This window comes from Pseudoruegeria sp. HB172150 (assembly GCF_013184805.1).
Lineage (GTDB): Bacteria > Pseudomonadota > Alphaproteobacteria > Rhodobacterales > Rhodobacteraceae > Psychromarinibacter.
The window spans coordinates 273,251-290,266 of sequence record NZ_JAATNG010000003.1 but is presented as its reverse complement, the minus strand read 5'-3'; the positions used below and the strand labels follow the sequence as shown (position 1 = coordinate 290,266).

The following is a 17,016-nucleotide window of genomic DNA, read 5'->3' as shown; positions in this document are numbered from 1 at the left end:
AACCCATGAGCGACCTTACGCCGCCGTTCCGCGCCGACCATGTCGGCAGCCTTCTTCGCCCGAAGCCGATCGCGGAAGCGCGCAAGAAATTCTTTCAGGACAAATCCATCTCCGCCGATGAATTGAAGGCGGTCGAGGATGCCGAGATTCCGGCCCTCATCAAGATGCAGGAAGAGGTTGGCCTCAAGGCCGTGACCGACGGCGAAGCCCGCCGCGCCTACTGGCACTACGACTTCATGGAGGGCCTCACCGGTCTCTCGCTCGAGGAGCGCTCCGGCGGCATCACCTTCTCCAACACCACCGCGATCCCGGTGACCCCGGTCGTGCGCCAGCGCTTCGATTTCCCGTCCGACCACCCGATGCTGGAGCACTTCAGGTTCGTCAAGGAACACACCAACGTCGTCCCCAAGATCTCGATCCCCGGCCCTTCCGCCTGCCACTTCCGCACGCTGGCAGAGGATGACCACGTCGCGCTCTATCGCGACGATCCGCAGAACATGTTCGACGACCTTGTGAAGACCTACAAAAAGGTTGTGCAGGCCTTCTACGATGTCGGCTGCCGCTATCTGCAGCTCGACGACATCTTTTTCGCCTATCTCTGCGACCCGAAACACCGGGCCGCCAAGGCCGAGATGGGCCAGGATCCCGACTGGCTGATCGAACGCTACGGCTGGATGCTGCGGGAATCGATCAAGGACCGCCCCGAAGACATGTTCATCGGCATGCACATGTGCCGCGGCAACTTCAAATCGACCCACGCCGCCGAAGGCGCCTATGACCAGGCGGCAGAGGCGATCTTCTCCACCGGCGTCGACATCTACTTCATGGAATACGACACCGACCGCGCTGGCGGGCTGGAACCGCTCAGCCTGCTGCCCAAGGGCAAACAGATTGTCCTGCCCGGCTTCATCACCACCAAGACCCCGGAACTGGAAAAGATGGACTGGCTGAAGTCGAAGTTCGAGGAAGCTTCGAAATACTGCGACATCAACCAGCTCGGCATCGCGCCGCAATGCGGCTTCTCCTCGACCGAGGAAGGCAACACCGTCACCGAGGACGACCAGCGCAAAAAGCTGGAACTCGTCGTCAAATGCGCCGAGGAAATCTGGGGCGGCGTCTGATCCGCCGGTCCGGGGCGAACGGCAACGTTCCCTTTCGCCCCGGTCTCTGCTATCTGCGCGCCCACTGACGTCAGGAGGCGCGCTATGTCCTACAAGGTGTTCATCGACGGCGAAGCCGGCACGACCGGCCTGCAGATCCGCGACCGGCTGACCACCCGCTCGGACATCACGCTCGTGCAGGTCGACCCCGCCCTCCGCAAGGATGCCGGCGCCCGGGCCGAGGCGTTTGCCGAGGCTGACGTGGCCATCCTCTGCCTGCCCGACGATGCCGCCCGCGAATCTGTCGCCCTCGCCAATGGCGGCACCCGGTTCATTGACGCCTCCACCGCGCATCGCGTGGCCGACGGCTGGGTCTTCGGCTTCCCCGAAATGACACGCAGCCAGCGCGCCGATATCGCCGCCGCGCAATACGTCTCGAATCCCGGTTGCTGGTCAACCTGCGCAATCGCATTGATCCGCCCGCTGGTCGGGGCCGGCCTCATCGAGCCCGGCTCGGCGCCCGCCATCTCCGGCGTCTCCGGCTATACCGGCGGCGGCAAGTCGATGATCGCCGAGTATGGAGGCGGCAGCATTGACGGCAGTTTCCTCTACGCGACCACGCAGGCGCACAAGCACCTGCCGGAAATCGTGAAGCACGGGCTTCTATCCCTTCCGCCGGTCTTCGTGCCGTCTGTCGGGCAATACGCTCAGGGCATGGCCGTCGCGATCCACCTGCCGAACCTCGGCACCGACGGCATGGCCGCCGCCGAAACCGCCCTGCGCACCGCGTATGACGGCGAACTTTTCGTCGCGGTCGTTCCCGCTGAACTCCACGCCCCGCGCGTAATGCCGCAGCGCCTGAACGGCACCAACCGGCTGGAACTGTCGGTCCACGGCAATCCGGAAACGGGCGCAGCCGTGCTCGTCGCGGTGCTCGACAACCTCGGCAAGGGCGCGTCAGGCGCGGCGGTTCAGAACCTGAACATCATGCTCGGCGCCGACGATGCAGCCGGTCTCGACGACGGTCTGCGTGCCGCGGCGGAGTAATTCTCCGCATCCAGGCGGATCTGACATGTCTCTAAAAGAGGAAAAGCCCACTTTTCTTCGGGGTTTACAAAGTATTTTGCCTTTCGCCTGGCCTATCCCTTGACCTTCCAGTGACTGGAAGCCTTATCTCTCCTGCCGTAACCACTCCGGCAGGGCCGACATGACTGATCTGACACTCCACATCCAGGGTCTCCACTGCGCATCCTGCGTCGGGCGGGCCGAGAAGGCTCTGCGCGCCGTTCCCGGCGTGCGCGAGGCAAACGTGAACCTCGCCGCCGAAACGGGTCAGGTCGCCTTCGATGCGCCGGCGACTGCCGGGTCCTTTGTCGATGCGCTTGCAAAAACCGGCTACCCGGCCGAGGTCGCCGACCTGACGCTGGATATCCAGAACATGCACTGCGCCTCCTGCGTCGGCCGCGTCGAGAAATCGCTCCGCGCCGTCCCCGGCGTGGTGGAAGCCAGCGTCAATCTCGCCACCGAAACGGCGCAGGTACGCTACCTCTGCGGAACGGCGACGCCAAAGTCGATCGCCGAGGCCACCGGAAAATCCGGCTATCCGGCCACGCCGCACGGGCATGAGCACCACGCCCGCGGCGGCCACGACCACATGAGCCACACGAAAGCCGAGGATGCCGCCCGCCTGCGCCGCGCCACCCTTCTGGCCGCGCTGCTGGCGCTCCCGGTCTTCGTGCTGGAAATGGGCAGCCATTTGATCCCCGGCATGCACGAGCTGGTGATGAACACCATCGGCATGCAGGCCAGCCGCCTAATTCAATTCGTCCTGACCACCCTGATCCTCGTCTTCCCCGGCCGCGAATTCTACCGCATCGGCTTCCCCGCCCTGTTCCGCGGCTCGCCAGAGATGAACTCGCTCGTCGCCCTCGGCACCGCCGCGGCCTATGGCTTCTCGACAGTCGCTACTTTCGCTCCCGGCCTGCTGCCGGAAGGCTCTGACAACGTCTATTTCGAATCCGCCGCCGTCATCGTCGTGCTGATCCTGCTCGGCCGCTGGCTCGAGGCGCGCGCCAAGGGCCAGACCGGCGAGGCAATCCGCAAGCTGATCGACCTGCAGCCCGCCACCGCCCGCGTCGAAAGCAATGGCGAAATCGTCGAACGCCCCGTTTCCGGGATCACGGTGGGCGACATCATCCACGTGCGCCCCGGCGAACGCATCGCCGTGGATGGCGAGGTGACCGGCGGCACCAGCTATGTCGACGAAAGCATGGTCACCGGCGAACCCGTCCCCGTCGAAAAAGCGGAAGGCGCCGGGATCACCGGCGGCACCGTCAACGGCACCGGCGCGCTGACCTTCCGCGCCACCCGCGTCGGAGCCGACACCATGCTGTCCCGCATCGTCAAGATGGTGGAGCAGGCCCAGGGCGCCAAACTCCCGATCCAGAACGTCGTCGACCGCATCACCGGCTGGTTCGTCCCCGCCGTCATCGCTGCCGCCCTGCTGACCATCGTCGTCTGGCTGGCCGTCACCGGCTCCCTCGGCAACGCGCTCGTCGCCGGCGTCGCCGTCCTGATCATCGCCTGTCCCTGTGCCATGGGCCTCGCCGTGCCGGTCTCGATCATGGTCGGCACCGGCCGCGCCGCCGAACTCGGTGTACTGTTCCGCAAGGGCGACGCGCTGCAGACCCTGCAGGAGGCCCGCGTCATCGCTCTCGACAAGACCGGCACCCTGACCGAGGGCCGCCCGGAACTGACCGACCTGCATCTGGCCGAAGGGCATGACGAAACCACCGTCCTCCGCCTCGCGGCAGCCGTCGAATCGCGGTCCGAGCATCCCATCGCGCAGGCGATCACCCGCGCCGCCGAGATCCGCGGCATCAAGCTGCCGCAGCCCGACGCTTTCGAGTCGATCACCGGTTTCGGCGCCCGCGCCACCGTCAGCGGCCAACACGTGCTCATCGGTGCCCGCCGCCTGATGGAACGCGAAAACGTCGCCATCCCCGACGACCTGCGCAGCGCCGAAACGGAGTTCGCCGCCGGGGGCCGCACGCCGCTCTACATCGCCGCCGACGGCCAGATCGCCGCCGTCCTCTCCGTCGCCGACCCGATCAAGAAAGGCACTAAACATGCCATCCAGGTCCTCCACGACGCCGGACTTACCGTCGCCATGATCACCGGCGACGCTCGCGCCACCGCCGACGCCATCGCGCAGGAACTCGGGATCGACCACGTCACCGCCGAGGTTCTCCCCGAAGGCAAGGTGCAGGCCGTCGAGGATCTGCGCAGACAGGGCAAGCTCGCCTTCGTCGGCGACGGCATCAACGACGCCCCGGCGCTCGCCGCCGCCGATACCGGCATCGCCATCGGCACCGGCACCGACATCGCCATCGAGGCCGCCGACGTCGTGCTGATGTCGGGCGAGCTGACCGGCGTGGTCAACGCCGTCGACCTGTCGCACCGCGTCATGCGCAACATCCGCCAGAACCTCGGCTGGGCCTTCGGCTACAACATCCTGCTGATCCCCGTCGCCGCCGGGGTCCTCTATCCCGCCACCGGCCTGCTGCTCTCGCCGATTCTGGCCGCCGGCGCCATGGCGCTGTCCAGCGTCTTCGTCCTCTCCAACGCCCTGCGCCTGCGCTGGGTCGCCCCGAAACAGGAGGCACGCACATGAACATCTCCGACGTCGCCGAAAGGTCCGGCCTGCCGCCCAAGACGATCCGATATTACGAGGATATCGGCCTGATCCGCCCCGACCGGGGCGCCAACGGCTACCGGTCTTTCAGCGAAAAGCACCTGCACAAGCTCACCTTCCTAGGCCGCGCCCGGGCGCTTGGCTTCTCCATCGAGGAATGCCGCGCCCTGCTCGCGCTGTACGAGGACGAGACCCGCGCCAGCGCCGACGTCAAACGCATCGCAAAGGAACATCTGGCTCAGATAGAGACGAAAATCTCCGAACTGCAGTCGATGCACGGCACGCTCTCGCACCTCGTCCATTGCTGCGCGGGGGATGACCGACCCGACTGCCCGATCCTCGAGGATCTCGGCGGGACGCTGCGGTAGACTTCCGCCCGGCATTCCGCCCTGCTACCACTCCTCCACGGAGGAGCACATGAAGACCGGATCCGATCTATTCGACCTCGGCGGCGAACGCGCGCTGATCACCGGCTCGTCGCAGGGCATCGGCCTCGCCCTTGCCCGAGGGCTGGCCGAGGCGGGCGCCGAAGTGGTCCTCAACGGCCGCGACCCGAACAAGCTGGGCGACGCCGCCGAAGAACTGCGCAACGAAGGCCATTCGCCCCACGAGCTACGCTTCGATGTCACCGATCACGATGCCACCCGCCGCGCCATCGACGGGTTCGAGGCGCATACCGGCCCGATCACCATTCTCGTCAACAACGCCGGCATGCAGCACCGCGCACCGCTGGAGGATTTTCCGCCAGACAGGTTCCAGGCCCTGCTGCAGACGAACATCGCCTCGGTCTACCATGCCGGGCAGGCCGCCGCGCGCCACATGATCGCCCGCGGATCCGGCCGTATCATCAACATCGCCAGCGTGCAGACCGCGCTCGCCCGCCCCGGCATCGCGCCCTACACCGCAACCAAGGGCGCCGTCGCCAACCTGACGAAAGGCATGGCGACCGACTGGGCGCAGCACGGCCTGAACTGCAATGCCATCGCCCCCGGCTATTTTGACACACCTCTGAACCAGGCGCTGGTCAACGATCCCGAATTCACCAGCTGGCTGGAAAAGCGTACGCCCGCCGGCCGCTGGGGAATGGTCGAGGAACTGGTCGGCGCCTGCGTCTTCCTCGCCTCCGCCGCCTCCACCTTCGTCAATGGTCATATCCTTTACGTCGATGGCGGTATCACGGCCTCTCTCTGACATGCGCGCCTTCGTCGTCATGGGCGTCGCGGGCTGCGGGAAATCCACCGTCGGCGCCGCCGTCGCGCGCAGGATTGGGGCTACCTATATCGACGGCGATGACCTGCACCCGCCCGCCAACATTGCGAAGATGTCCGCCGGTCAACCGCTGACCGACGCAGACCGCGCGCCCTGGCTTCATGCCGTCGGCGAAGAACTTCGCGATCACCCCGGCCGCACCCTGATAGGCTGCTCCGCCCTGCGCCGGGCCTATCGCGACATCATCCGGGACGCCGCACGGGAGCCGGTCGGATTCCTGCATCTCAGCGGCAGTCGGGCCTTAATAGAGACGCGAATGAAGGCCCGCAAAGGTCACTTCATGCCGCTCTCCCTGCTCGACAGCCAGTTCGCCACGCTCGAACCGCTGCAGGACGACGAAATCGGCCTGACCGTCGACATCGACAGGCCATTTTCCGCGCTGGTGCGGGTCCTCGAAGCCGCACTTCGGTCCGCATGAGTCCCGCCCCGGTTTACATGGCCGGGCGAAACCCCTATTCGCGGTCTGAAGCACGAAGAACATTGGCGCATGACCAATCATCTCTACCAGAACGACCTTCCTGACGATCTCGATCTCGGCCCGGTTGTGGCCATCGATTGCGAGACCATGGGCCTCAACCCGCACCGCGACCGCCTATGCGTGGTCCAGATGTCCGGCGGCGACGGCCATGCGCACATGATCCAGGTGGCAAAGGGCCAGACGGACGCGCCCAACCTCTGCCGCATGCTCGCCGATCCCAACGTGCTGAAGCTGTTTCATTTCGGACGCTTCGACATCGCCGCGATGTACAATGCTTTCGGCACGCTCGCCGCGCCGGTCTATTGTACCAAGATCGCTTCGAGACTGATCCGCACCTTCACCGACCGTCACGGCCTGAAGTACCTGCTTCAGGAACTGGTCGACGTGGATATCTCCAAACAGCAGCAGATGAGCGACTGGGGCTCCGAAGAGTTGAGCAAGGCACAGCTCGACTACGCCGCCTCCGACGTTCTCTACCTGCACCGCCTCAAGGAAGAGCTCGACAAGCGCCTCGTGCGCGAGGGCCGCGCCGATCTGGCGCAGGCCTGCTTCGACTTCCTCCCCACCCGGGCCCGGCTCGACCTTGCCGGCTGGCCCGAGATCGACATCTTCGCGCACTAGGAACGGCAATGCTCAGGAAAATGGACAAGAACACCTTTATTGCCGCCGGTCGCCGCGTCGTCGAAAGCGAGGCTACCGGTCTGACCATGCTTGCCGATCTGCTCGACGACAGCTTCGTCGAGGCGGCAGAGCTGATCCTCAACGCCCACGGCCGCGTCATCGTCTCTGGCATGGGCAAATCCGGCCATATCGCGCGCAAGCTGGCGGCCACGCTGGCCTCCACCGGCACCCCTGCTCACTTTGTCCACCCCGCCGAGGCGTCGCATGGCGACCTTGGCATGATGGCGCAGGGCGACGTTGCGCTGGTGCTTTCGAAATCCGGTGAAACCCCGGAGCTTGCCGATGTCATCGCCTATACCCGCCGCTTCTCGATTCCGCTGATCGGCATCGCCTGCGCCGCCGACAGCAGCCTGATGCGCCAGGCCGACGTGAAGCTGCTGATGCCAAATGTCGAAGAGGCGTGCAGCAACCGCATCGCGCCCACCACCTCGACCACGATGATGCTGGCCCTCGGCGACGCGCTGGCCATCGCGCTGATGGAACACCGGCAGTTCACGCCCGCGCATTTCCGCGAATTCCACCCCGGCGGCAAGCTCGGCGCCCAGCTCGCCAAGGTGCGTGACTTGATGCACACCGACATGCCGCTTGTCCCGCGCGACACCGTCATGGCCGATGCTCTGCTGGTCATGACGCAAAAGACCTTCGGCGTCGTCGGCGTAACAGACACGGACGGCAAGCTTCTCGGCATTGTCACCGACGGCGACCTCCGTCGCCACATGGACGGCCTCCTGACCCACACCGCGGGCGAGGTGATGACGGTCGATCCCCGCACCATCGGGCCGGATTCCCTGGCAGAGGAAGCGGTGGCGGTGATGAACGAACGCCGCATCACCTGTCTCTTCGTCGTGGACCCGGCGAAAAGCCGCAACGTGGTCGGAATCCTGCACGTGCATGACTGCCTTCGCGCGGGTATCGTCTAGACGCACCGCAACGGGCGTCTGACTGCATGGCCGTCTACGACAATACCTATTCCCGCGTCGTCTCGTGGCTGAAGGTACTTCTGCCGCTGTTGGCGCTGGCGTTGCTGTCGACCCTGTTCCTCGTCGCCCGCGCCGTCGATCCGGCGCAGGACCTGCCCTATGCCGATGTCGACATCGACGAACTGACCCGCGAACAGCGCGTAGGCCGGCCCACCTTCACCGGCATGACCGGCGGCGGCGCGGCTTTCACCGTCTCGGCCGAAAGCGCCCGGCCCGACCCCGAAACGCCCGACCGTTTCACAGCCAGCGACCTCTCCGCCGATATCGACCTGCCCTCCGGTGTCAATGTCGGCATCAATGCCAGTGAGGGCGTGATCGGCGACAACGGCCAGAGCGCGGGCCTCGGCGGCGACGTTTCGGTCATCGCCTCCAACGGCTACCGGCTCGATGGCGACAGCCTGAACGTCACCTTCGATACGATGCGCCTCTGGTCCGACACCGCCATCGCCGTCACCGGCCCCGGAGTGAACCTTACCGCCGACAGTTTCGAACTCACGGGCGACGGCACCGAAGACAGCCCGCAACTGCTGGTTTTCAACGGCAACGTTCGCCTGCTATACGAATTCGACCAATGAGGTTTCGATGATTGCCGCAGCACGCATTTCCGCAGCGCTTGTTTCGCTCGCCCTGCTCCTGACGCCGCCCGCACTGGCGCAGGGCACCTCCGTGTCGCTCGGCATCGAGGGACATGACAGCACCCAGCCCGTCGAGATCACCTCGGAACAGCTGTCGGTAAACCAGCAATCCGGCCAGGCGGAATTCACCGGCAACGTCATCGTTGGCCAGGGCGACCTCGTGATGACATGCGAGCGCATGCTCGTCGAATACGGCTCCGGCGACGGCGGCAACAACGAGATCCGCTTGATCCGCATGTTCGGCGGCGTCACCTTCGTCGGCTCCAGCGAGGCCGCCGAGGCAGACGAAGCCGTCTATACCCTGGCCGAGGACACCATCGTCCTGACCGGCAACGTCCTCGTCACCCAGGGTGCCACCGCGATTTCCGGCAACCAGCTGACCTACAATCTCCAGTCGGGCTCCGGTGCCGTGTCGGGCAACGTCAAAACCGTGCTGAACCCGGGCCAGAACTGATGGATTCGCGCCCGCAGTTCGACGTCACCGAAGGACAGGTCGGCCTGCGTGTCATCAACCTGCGAAAAAGCTACCGGAAAAAGACCGTTATCCGCGATGTCAGCCTGGAACTCGGCCGCGGAGAGGTCGTGGCGCTGCTCGGCCCCAACGGGTCCGGCAAGACCACCAGCTTCTACGCCATCGCCGGCCTGATCTCGCCCGAGGGCGGGCAGGTCACCATAGACGGTCGCGAAGTCACCTATCTGCCGATGTACCGCCGCGCCAAGCTCGGCATCGGCTACCTGCCGCAGGAGGTCTCGATCTTCCGCGGCCTCACGGTAGAGGACAACATCCTCGCCATTCTGGAAATCTCGATGTCCAGCAAGAAGCGCCGCCGTGACAGGCTGGAAGAGCTTCTGTCGGAATTTTCGATCACCCACCTGCGCCGCGCCTCCGCCCTGTCGCTGTCGGGCGGCGAACGGCGTCGCGTGGAAATCGCCCGCTGCCTTGCCGCAGACCCCAAGTATCTGCTGCTCGACGAGCCCTTCGCCGGCGTCGATCCGATCGCTGTAGGAGAGATTCGCGGCCTTGTCGCCGACCTCAAGACACGTGGTATCGGTGTGCTCATCACCGATCACAATGTTCGCGAAACCCTCGAGATTGTCGACCGCGCCTATATATTACATGACGGCAAGGTCCTGATGAGCGGCACCACCGACGAGGTAATACGCGATGAGAATGTGCGCCGGGTCTATCTCGGCCAATCATTCAGAATCACTTAACAGTTGCAGTTCAAAATCTGAGCTAATGGTTAACGATTCCGCCCCGTGGCTACGTGTCCAGTTGACAGCGATGGCAAAGAAGGCGCCAAATGCAAGGGATGCGTGACCAGTCATTTCCCCTTCGTGCGCCGCGCTCCCATTCGCGCACAGGATGTACGCCTTACCGCCGCAAAAGCGGCTGGGATTACCCGGATTTCTTCGCTTCGGCACCGGCGTGCGGATCTTCCGCACACGGCGACGTCGCGTCTACTTGAGAGCATCAGAGGGAGGACCCATGCGCTACCAGATCAGTGGGAAACAGATAGACATCGGTGAGGCCCTGCAAACGCATGTGGAGACAGAGCTTGACGAAGTCGTAGACAAATACGCGGAACGTCCCACCGAGGCGGTAATCACCTTTTCTCGCAGCGCCCATCTCTACGTCTGCGAGGCGGTCGTACACCTCTCCACGGGCCTGACGGCACAGGCCAAGGCGCAGGAGACGGAAATCTACTCCGCCTTCGACAGCTGCTGTGAAAAGATGGAAAAACAGCTTCGCCGATACAAGCGCAGGTTGAAAGATCACCATAAAGAGCGATCACAGCCGGTTGAACTCTACGAGGCTTCCTCGTATATCCTCGCCGCAAGCGAGGACGATCATGCGCAGGAACCGGAGTCGCTTCAGCCGATCATCGTCGCGGAGATGGAGATGAAGATCCCCTCCCTGTCCGTTGGTGAAGCGGTGATGCAAATGGAACTTGCCGGGGCGCCTGTCCTTGTGTTCCGTAAAGAGGGTACTTCCGGTGTGAACGTGGTGTATCGCCGGGACGACGGGAACATCGGCTGGATAGATCCCAGCATCGCAAGCTGAATAGCGAAGGGTCGAAAGACCCATGGCAGACGAGCAGAGGCTTATGGAACTTTCGAGCATTTTGCAGCCGTCCGCGGTGCGGGTCGTCAATTCCTTGACCAGCAAGAAGCGCCTGTTCCAGGAACTGGGCGAAATTGCTGCAAGCACCTATCGCCTGCCTTACACCGATGTGGTCGAGGCCCTGATGGAACGTGAATCTCTCGGGCCTACCGGGGTGGGCCAGGGCATCGCCCTGCCCCATGCCCGTCTGAAGGATCTGCACGAGGTGCTCGGTGTCTTCCTGAAGATCGAGAAGCCGCTGGATTTCGATGCGGTCGACCGGCAGCCCGTGGATCTGGTCTTCGCGCTCTTCGCGCCGGCGGAATCCGGCGTCGACCACCTGCGCGCCCTGGCTCTGGTTTCGCGCACGCTGCGCGATCAGGATGTCTGCGCCAAGCTGCGCGCGAATTCCGATCCGGCCACCCTGCACACCGTTCTGACGGAACTCCCCGCCAGCGAGGCCGCCTGACGCGGTCGTCCTGTCTGGGTGCGGAACGGTCTACCGAACCCTGTGCACACCCGCTGTACGCCTCTGTGGCGTCAGAACGGCCCTTCGCCGCCCCAGGGCTGCGCCCACTGGCCAAAGCCGAACATCATGTAGTCCCGCTGATACGCCGCCCGCACAGCCGCCTCGACCTCGTCGTCGTAATACGCCGCCAGCGGCACCCGCCCCGGATCCACGAATGGCGGCGGTTCCGGTATGTCGCCAAGTCCCACCTGGTCCGCCAGCTGTTCCAGCCCCTGTTCCAGGCTGTCCTCGCGCAGGATCATGTCGGGAAGCTGAACCTCTGCCATTCCCTGTAGAATGACCTCCTGCGATGCCCAGCTGCCGTCCACGCGAAGGCTCGTTTGCCCGTTCAGGTTCCCGGCCACGAACCGGGCGAAATCGACAAACGCCACCCGGTGCAGCTCGGCGGTCCAGTCCGTGCCGGGCGTTCCCGCCGGGATCGGGATCTTGTACTGCTTCCGCAAGGTCGCACGGATTTCCGAATAAACCTCCGCCCCTTCCGCCGGCAGGATATGCCGGGAAAACGCCACATGCAGCCGCATCACCGGATGTCGCACAACCGTGAATGCCCGGTGCCCCTTATGCTGTCGTTTCCACTGGCGTAACGCCTTCTGGAAGAATCCGGTTTTCAGCTTTTCGACTTCCACCCCGTCCAGCGCCGCCAGCCAAGGCAGGATACGCGGTTCCGGCCCGCAGGGGATCGGCTGATACAGCAACGGCGCTTCGGCGGCCGCCACATAGGTCGGCACCACAGGTGTGCGCTGTGGCTCGAAATTCGGCGTCCGGCTCAGGTCGAAGCGGTCGAGCTTCGACAGTGCAGCCTCCATTTCCCCATAGTTAGAGACCTTTTCATCTAGGGCCTGCGGGTTCTGGACCTTCGTCGCCTTCGTTTCCCGCTTCTTCTGGTGCTCGACACCCAGGAACCGCGCCAGCCCGTCCATCACGTCCAGGTCACGCAAGTCGTCGTAGCCCACGTAATAGGCGGTCTGCCCGCTCACCTGCAACCCGCGCAACAGCGCCATCTGGAACGCCTGCACCTGTTCCAGATGTGCCGCGAATTCCGCCTCGTCGAAATCCGCCTTCGCCACCCGCGACCCGGTCATGTCGCCCAGCCGCCACTGCCCGGTCTTCTCCGCGATCTTCTGCGAGACGTAGGATTCCACCGGGTTTCGCGTCAGGATGATCTTCGCGCATCGCCTGTCCGGCAAAACATGCGCCAGGATCCGAGGGTCATGGTCGTGGAAGAACCGGAACCCCGGCAGCCCCGCGCTTTCCTGCCGGATCGCCGCCAGCAGCTGCATTGGGTCCTCCTCCCGCTGCGCCATACTGATCCCGTGGCTCTCGGACCGGCCGGCATGGCCCACGAAATGCGGATTGAACAACTCCCCCAGGCATTCCAGCCCGGGATAGTCGTTGATGGTTTCCTCCAGGAAATTGGACCCCGTCCGCATCCCCGCGAACACCACGAAATAATCGAACCGCGCGCCCATGCTACTGCTTCACCAGGTAGGGCTTGCGCGGCGTGTCCGGCGCGCCGTCACCCCTGTCCGTCACCGGGAAATCACCCATCACGTGGGGCTGCATCCCCTGGTTCTTCAGGTTCTGCAGGAACTGCCCGAACCCCTTCAGATCCACCATTCTCGGCACCTCCGTCAGCCGCCGCGGATGCCGCAGCCCGATCTCGTCGATGATCGTCTGCAGCGGCTCCATCGGACTTTCCACGAAATCAGCCATCGTCCAGACCCGCACCCGCGCCTTGGTATAGGGCGACCGCAGGATCTCCAGATGCTCGACCTCGATCTTCTGCAAGCGCGCCGCCTCCTTCCGCACTTCGGAAAAGTTGCGTTTCGAATGGAACAGCGGCACCGCCCACGCCCCCGTCACCACCGAAATCTGCGCGTTCGAATCCGTCGCCATGAACCAGGACGGCTCCTGGTTGTCGCGCGGCCCGAACTGAAAGCACTGCCGCTCGCCCCGCGTGTTCCAGACGAGGTTGGTCAGAAACGCCACCGGATTGTAGTTCCGCAATGTCGCGCAATCCGACAACGCTCCCGCATAATGTGCCTGCCCCCCGGCGAAATGCGCCCGGTCCGGCGCGTAAAGCGGCCCGTGCACCCGCGCGCCCACCATCTTGCCCAGCCAGCCCTCGAAATCCTCGAAAAGGTCCGCGAACCCCTCGAACACCGAATAGGGCGCGCAGGTCGTCCCGTTCTCCCAGCCCGAATTCGGAAACCGGCTCTGCATGTAAAGCCCGGACCGCCCCCGCGTCCGCCGCTCTACCGCCTTGGCGAAGATCCGGTCGATCTTGCCCGGGTTCGGTTCCGCCGTCCCCGGCTCGCCTTCCTTCGGCGCCAGGAAGGTATCGTAAAGCCGGTTCGCCCGCGGCCAGATCTTCCGCGCGACGAAACAGTTCGATCGCCGCAGCAGCTGCAGGTGATCGTCGTAGAAGATATGTGGCTTGCCCTGGAAATCGAATTTCGACAGTGTCAGCGACCGGCTTTCGATATCCCCGGAATAGAGACGCACAAGCGTCTGGTAATAGCTCTCGTCCGGGATCCAGACCTTCTTGAAATAGGCATCGTGGACCGGCCGCTCCGGATCTTCCAGGATCGCCTGCAGGGTTGATCGTGTCAGACACCACCACTGGCTGCCCAGATGCGGCTCAAGCCCGTCCGGGATCTTCCGCCGGAACCCGACCCGCCGCTGCAGCAGAACATAGGCATCGAACAGCTTCCGCCGCCGCTTCCACGAGAACGGGAACCGCAGCGTGAACCGCTCAAGGCTCAGCCCGCCCACTGTCCAGGGCACATCCTCCGTCGTCACCGACTCGATGAAGTTCGTCAGCGGCCGCTCCGCCAGGAACTGTTTCAGCTCCTCGACCGGCCGCAACGGCAGGCAGGATCCCGATGCCAGGAACACGTGCCGAACCTCGGGAAAGTCCCGCAGCATCAGCTCCGAGGCCGATTGCGATGCCGCCACCAGCGACCATGTCCCCCACTCACAGCGGTGCCGCTCGGAAAATCGCACGTTCTCAATCCGGGACAGGCTCTTGACGAAGGCGTCATGCGCGTCGCGCTTCACCTTCTTGTCGACATGGATCACCACCGGACATCCATGCGCGGACCAGTGCCGCGCCACCTGTTCCGCCCGGTCCAGGGCATCGTGGCACAGCATGACGATTCCCACCGTCACGCCCAGTTCCCCTTCGACATCAGCCCCAGGATCTCAAGCTGCCGCCAGTTGATGTATTTCTCGGACCAGTTGCACCACAGGTCCGGGTCCTTCTGCAGCCGCCTTGCATAGGCTTTGTACTCGTGGCTCCGCGCATAATGCTGGCGCCGCTCCAACTCCTCTTCCGCCTTCACGCTGAACGTATCCAGGAACTTTGCATGCAGCAGCACGCCAGACGCTTTCTCGCCGCCCCACTCGTCGTACACGGCATTCAGCCCGCGGGGCAGCAGCATGTGCGTGGAACTGACATAGGCATATTGCCGGTGCCATTTCACCAGCGGGATCTTGTTCAGCGCCGGGGCCCGGTCCGGATTGTCGGGAAAGAACGCACGCGCACGCGGCCCGCCCTGGATCCACAGATTGCCAAACTGGTGGTTCTTGGAAATCGTGTAATTGCCGCTGTCGAACCAGCTCGCGATCTCGAACGGGTCCTGCCCCTCGACATAGGGAAACCCGTCCAGCCGCCCCTTCGGGTACATGTCCAGCAGCATCGCGCTGAAAGACTTGATCGAGGAGGCATCCAGCCAGTCGGTCAGCGCCCGTATCGGCCGCGTGTCACAGAACGGGTAGACGAAAAACTCGTCCGGATCGACGTTCAGACACCAGTGGCCGTGCCCGTGCTGCCATTGCAGCCAGTTCAGCCAATCGATCCCGAACCGGGCACGCTTGTAGCTTGCCGTACTGTGCCACAGGGATACGTCAGGCTGATCGGCCAGGTATTCGCGGCCGCCGTCGTCGCTGTCGTTGTCGACCATCACGAAGTGGTTGACGCCAAGCCGCCGATAGTACTTCAGGAAATATTCCAGCCGGATCTTCTCGTTCCGCAATGTCGAGAATACCAGAACATCACCGGGTCCGATCTGCCTTGTCCGGTCCGCAATGCAGTGCAGTTCGCGTCTCTTGCGGAACGCACGAATACGCCAGCGTTTACGCTGAAGCCTCAGCCGATATGACCTCAAGGCACCCAATACGTCCCCTTCAGCAGAGGCTCGGTTCGCTCTTATGGCCCGCGCATCATACCGCGTTCAATACCCGGTTGAAGTGTTCCTGCCACGTCGGAACGCGCGGAGCCTCGGCGATCCGTCTCTGTCCTGCCTGAATTCCCACTGCCAAGCGTATTATGCTTGATTTCCATGAATACACATCGCCCGACTCCACGTAAACGGGTATGTCGCCCAGAACCTCGGTGTAAACAGGCAATTTCCGTGTCAAAACAGGCACATTCAGAGCGGTAGCCTCCAGGACCGGCAACCCGAAACCCTCTGAAAAACTCGGGAACAGCAATCCGGCCGATCGCAGCAACAGCGCGGCCAGTGTTTCGTCATCCAGGTCACCGCGTTCGAACACGGTTCGATTGACGACACTGGACGTCTCTAACCTTTGGAAAAGCTGCTCGTTCCGCCACCCGCGCCGCCCCGCGATGACCAGGAATGGCGCGTCCTCGCCAAGGCTTTCCCACACGTCCAGCAACAGAGCGTGGTCCTTCCGCGGTTCGATCGTTCCCACGGTCACAAAATAGGGCCGGTCAAACTCCAGCTCTGGCGGCAGCGATCCGGGTTCGGGTACCTCCACCCCCAGATGCGCCACCACGGCCGGCGGCACCCGCCCCATCGGCGCCATCCAGCGTGCGATGTCGTTCCGCACCACGTCCGTGGAACAGACGATAAGGTCCGCCCGCACCGACAGCCGCCGCAGCTTGCCGAGAAACGCCTCCACCATCCCGGCGCGCTGGTACTCCGGATAATCCAGCGGGATGGTATCATGCACCATCGCCACGATGCGCCCGCCCGGCAGCGCCTTCCACGCCGCCAGCACCTCTTCGCTCAGGTCGCTGTGCCCGACATTGAAATAGACGGTGCCCGCGGGGACCTGCCGCGCCAGCATCCGCGCCAGCCCGCCGCGCAGGCACCGCGCCACGGCGAACCGCCGCAGGTCCGCCACCGCCCGCCGCTTCAGCGGATGCGCCCTGCGCGACAGGTGTCCGATGAGGTCCGGCGTCCCCCAGTCCGCGTGCCCCTCCAGCCGCGCCAGCACGTCCGCCGTCCGGTCCGGCGCGACCAGCACGAACCCCAGGCTCGTCCGCACCAGCAGGTACAGCGGCACCTCTTCGCCTGCCAGGTGCCGCAGATAGGCCAGTTCCACCCGGTCCACCCCGGTCCACGCCCCGCGCCCCAGTCGCGACACCAGCCGCGTCAGGTCAAGGCATCTCGCAGGCGCACCGTCCATCCATCCCATCGCGGCAAACCTACTCCAGCCCGCCCCGTGATTCCCGTCCATTCTTCTTCTGGTCGAAAATATCCTCGGGGGGGGCTTGCCACAGGCAAGCGGGGGGCAGA

Annotated in this window: 17 protein-coding genes; 13 read left to right on the top strand and 4 right to left on the bottom strand. The window is 64.3% G+C overall.

All coding sequences use genetic code 11. The annotated features are described in order from the left end of the window. Window positions 1–5: 5 nt before the first annotated feature. From HCO70_RS16110 to HCO70_RS16050, 13 genes are all read left to right on the top strand, one after another. On the top strand, window positions 6–1,121 hold the full coding sequence (locus HCO70_RS16110) for a 5-methyltetrahydropteroyltriglutamate--homocysteine S-methyltransferase (protein ID WP_172298004.1): 1,116 nt from the start codon (window positions 6–8) through the stop codon (window positions 1,119–1,121). 84 nt (window positions 1,122–1,205) lie between these two features. Continuing rightward, the gene (gene argC / locus HCO70_RS16105) at window positions 1,206–2,147 is read left to right on the top strand and encodes an N-acetyl-gamma-glutamyl-phosphate reductase (protein WP_172298002.1); all 942 of its coding nucleotides are present in this window, start codon (window positions 1,206–1,208) and stop codon (window positions 2,145–2,147) included. Window positions 2,148–2,307: 160 nt separating this feature from the next. Beyond that, window positions 2,308–4,773, top strand: a complete 2,466-nt coding sequence (locus HCO70_RS16100; RefSeq protein WP_172298000.1) for a heavy metal translocating P-type ATPase — start codon at window positions 2,308–2,310, stop codon at window positions 4,771–4,773. After that, window positions 4,770–5,162, top strand: a complete 393-nt coding sequence (cueR, locus tag HCO70_RS16095; protein ID WP_172297998.1) for a Cu(I)-responsive transcriptional regulator — start codon at window positions 4,770–4,772, stop codon at window positions 5,160–5,162. The genes HCO70_RS16100 and cueR overlap by 4 nt, the downstream gene beginning before the upstream one ends. Window positions 5,163–5,211: 49 nt before the next feature. After that, the gene (locus HCO70_RS16090; RefSeq protein WP_172297996.1) at window positions 5,212–5,985 is read left to right on the top strand and encodes an SDR family oxidoreductase; all 774 of its coding nucleotides are present in this window, start codon (window positions 5,212–5,214) and stop codon (window positions 5,983–5,985) included. A 1-nt stretch (window position 5,986) separates the two neighbouring features. Further along, on the top strand, window positions 5,987–6,481 hold the full coding sequence (locus HCO70_RS16085) for a gluconokinase (protein ID WP_216665465.1): 495 nt from the start codon (window positions 5,987–5,989) through the stop codon (window positions 6,479–6,481). Between the two features lie 69 nt (window positions 6,482–6,550). After that, window positions 6,551–7,162, top strand: a complete 612-nt coding sequence (locus HCO70_RS16080) for a ribonuclease D (protein WP_172297994.1) — start codon at window positions 6,551–6,553, stop codon at window positions 7,160–7,162. A gap of 20 nt (window positions 7,163–7,182) precedes the next feature. Next, window positions 7,183–8,142, top strand: a complete 960-nt coding sequence (locus HCO70_RS16075; RefSeq protein ID WP_172298269.1) for an SIS domain-containing protein — start codon at window positions 7,183–7,185, stop codon at window positions 8,140–8,142. A 26-nt stretch (window positions 8,143–8,168) separates the two neighbouring features. Further along, window positions 8,169–8,777, top strand: coding sequence for a hypothetical protein (locus HCO70_RS16070; protein ID WP_172297992.1), 609 nt, complete (start codon window positions 8,169–8,171; stop codon window positions 8,775–8,777). Window positions 8,778–8,784: 7 nt separating this feature from the next. After that, the gene (gene lptA / locus HCO70_RS16065) at window positions 8,785–9,291 is read left to right on the top strand and encodes a lipopolysaccharide transport periplasmic protein LptA (protein ID WP_172297990.1); all 507 of its coding nucleotides are present in this window, start codon (window positions 8,785–8,787) and stop codon (window positions 9,289–9,291) included. Then, a complete protein-coding gene (lptB, locus tag HCO70_RS16060) occupies window positions 9,291–10,052 on the top strand; it encodes an LPS export ABC transporter ATP-binding protein (protein WP_172297988.1) in 762 nt (253 codons plus the stop codon). The genes lptA and lptB overlap by 1 nt, the downstream gene beginning before the upstream one ends. 274 nt (window positions 10,053–10,326) lie before the next feature. Beyond that, complete coding sequence (gene hpf, locus HCO70_RS16055) at window positions 10,327–10,902, top strand: ribosome hibernation-promoting factor, HPF/YfiA family (protein WP_172297986.1); 576 nt, start codon at window positions 10,327–10,329, stop codon at window positions 10,900–10,902. Between the two features lie 43 nt (window positions 10,903–10,945). Further along, a complete protein-coding gene (locus HCO70_RS16050) occupies window positions 10,946–11,410 on the top strand; it encodes a PTS sugar transporter subunit IIA (RefSeq protein ID WP_172297984.1) in 465 nt (154 codons plus the stop codon). Window positions 11,411–11,481: 71 nt separating this feature from the next. On the opposite strand, the gene HCO70_RS16045 is transcribed toward HCO70_RS16050, so the two are convergent. The 4 genes from HCO70_RS16045 to HCO70_RS16030 are packed head-to-tail and all read right to left on the bottom strand — an operon-like array spanning window position 11,482 to window position 16,957. Next, window positions 11,482–12,939: a nodulation protein NodH gene (locus tag HCO70_RS16045; protein ID WP_172297982.1), complete on the bottom strand. Its 1,458-nt coding sequence runs from the start codon at window positions 12,937–12,939 to the stop codon at window positions 11,482–11,484. Between the two features lies 1 nt (window position 12,940). Then, window positions 12,941–14,641, bottom strand: a complete 1,701-nt coding sequence (locus HCO70_RS16040; protein WP_172297980.1) for a beta-1,6-N-acetylglucosaminyltransferase — start codon at window positions 14,639–14,641, stop codon at window positions 12,941–12,943. Then, window positions 14,638–15,648: a glycosyltransferase family 2 protein gene (locus tag HCO70_RS16035; protein ID WP_172297978.1), complete on the bottom strand. Its 1,011-nt coding sequence runs from the start codon at window positions 15,646–15,648 to the stop codon at window positions 14,638–14,640. The genes HCO70_RS16040 and HCO70_RS16035 overlap by 4 nt, the downstream gene beginning before the upstream one ends. Window positions 15,649–15,694: 46 nt before the next feature. After that, window positions 15,695–16,957: a glycosyltransferase family 1 protein gene (locus tag HCO70_RS16030; RefSeq protein WP_172297976.1), complete on the bottom strand. Its 1,263-nt coding sequence runs from the start codon at window positions 16,955–16,957 to the stop codon at window positions 15,695–15,697. Window positions 16,958–17,016 lie beyond the last annotated feature (59 nt).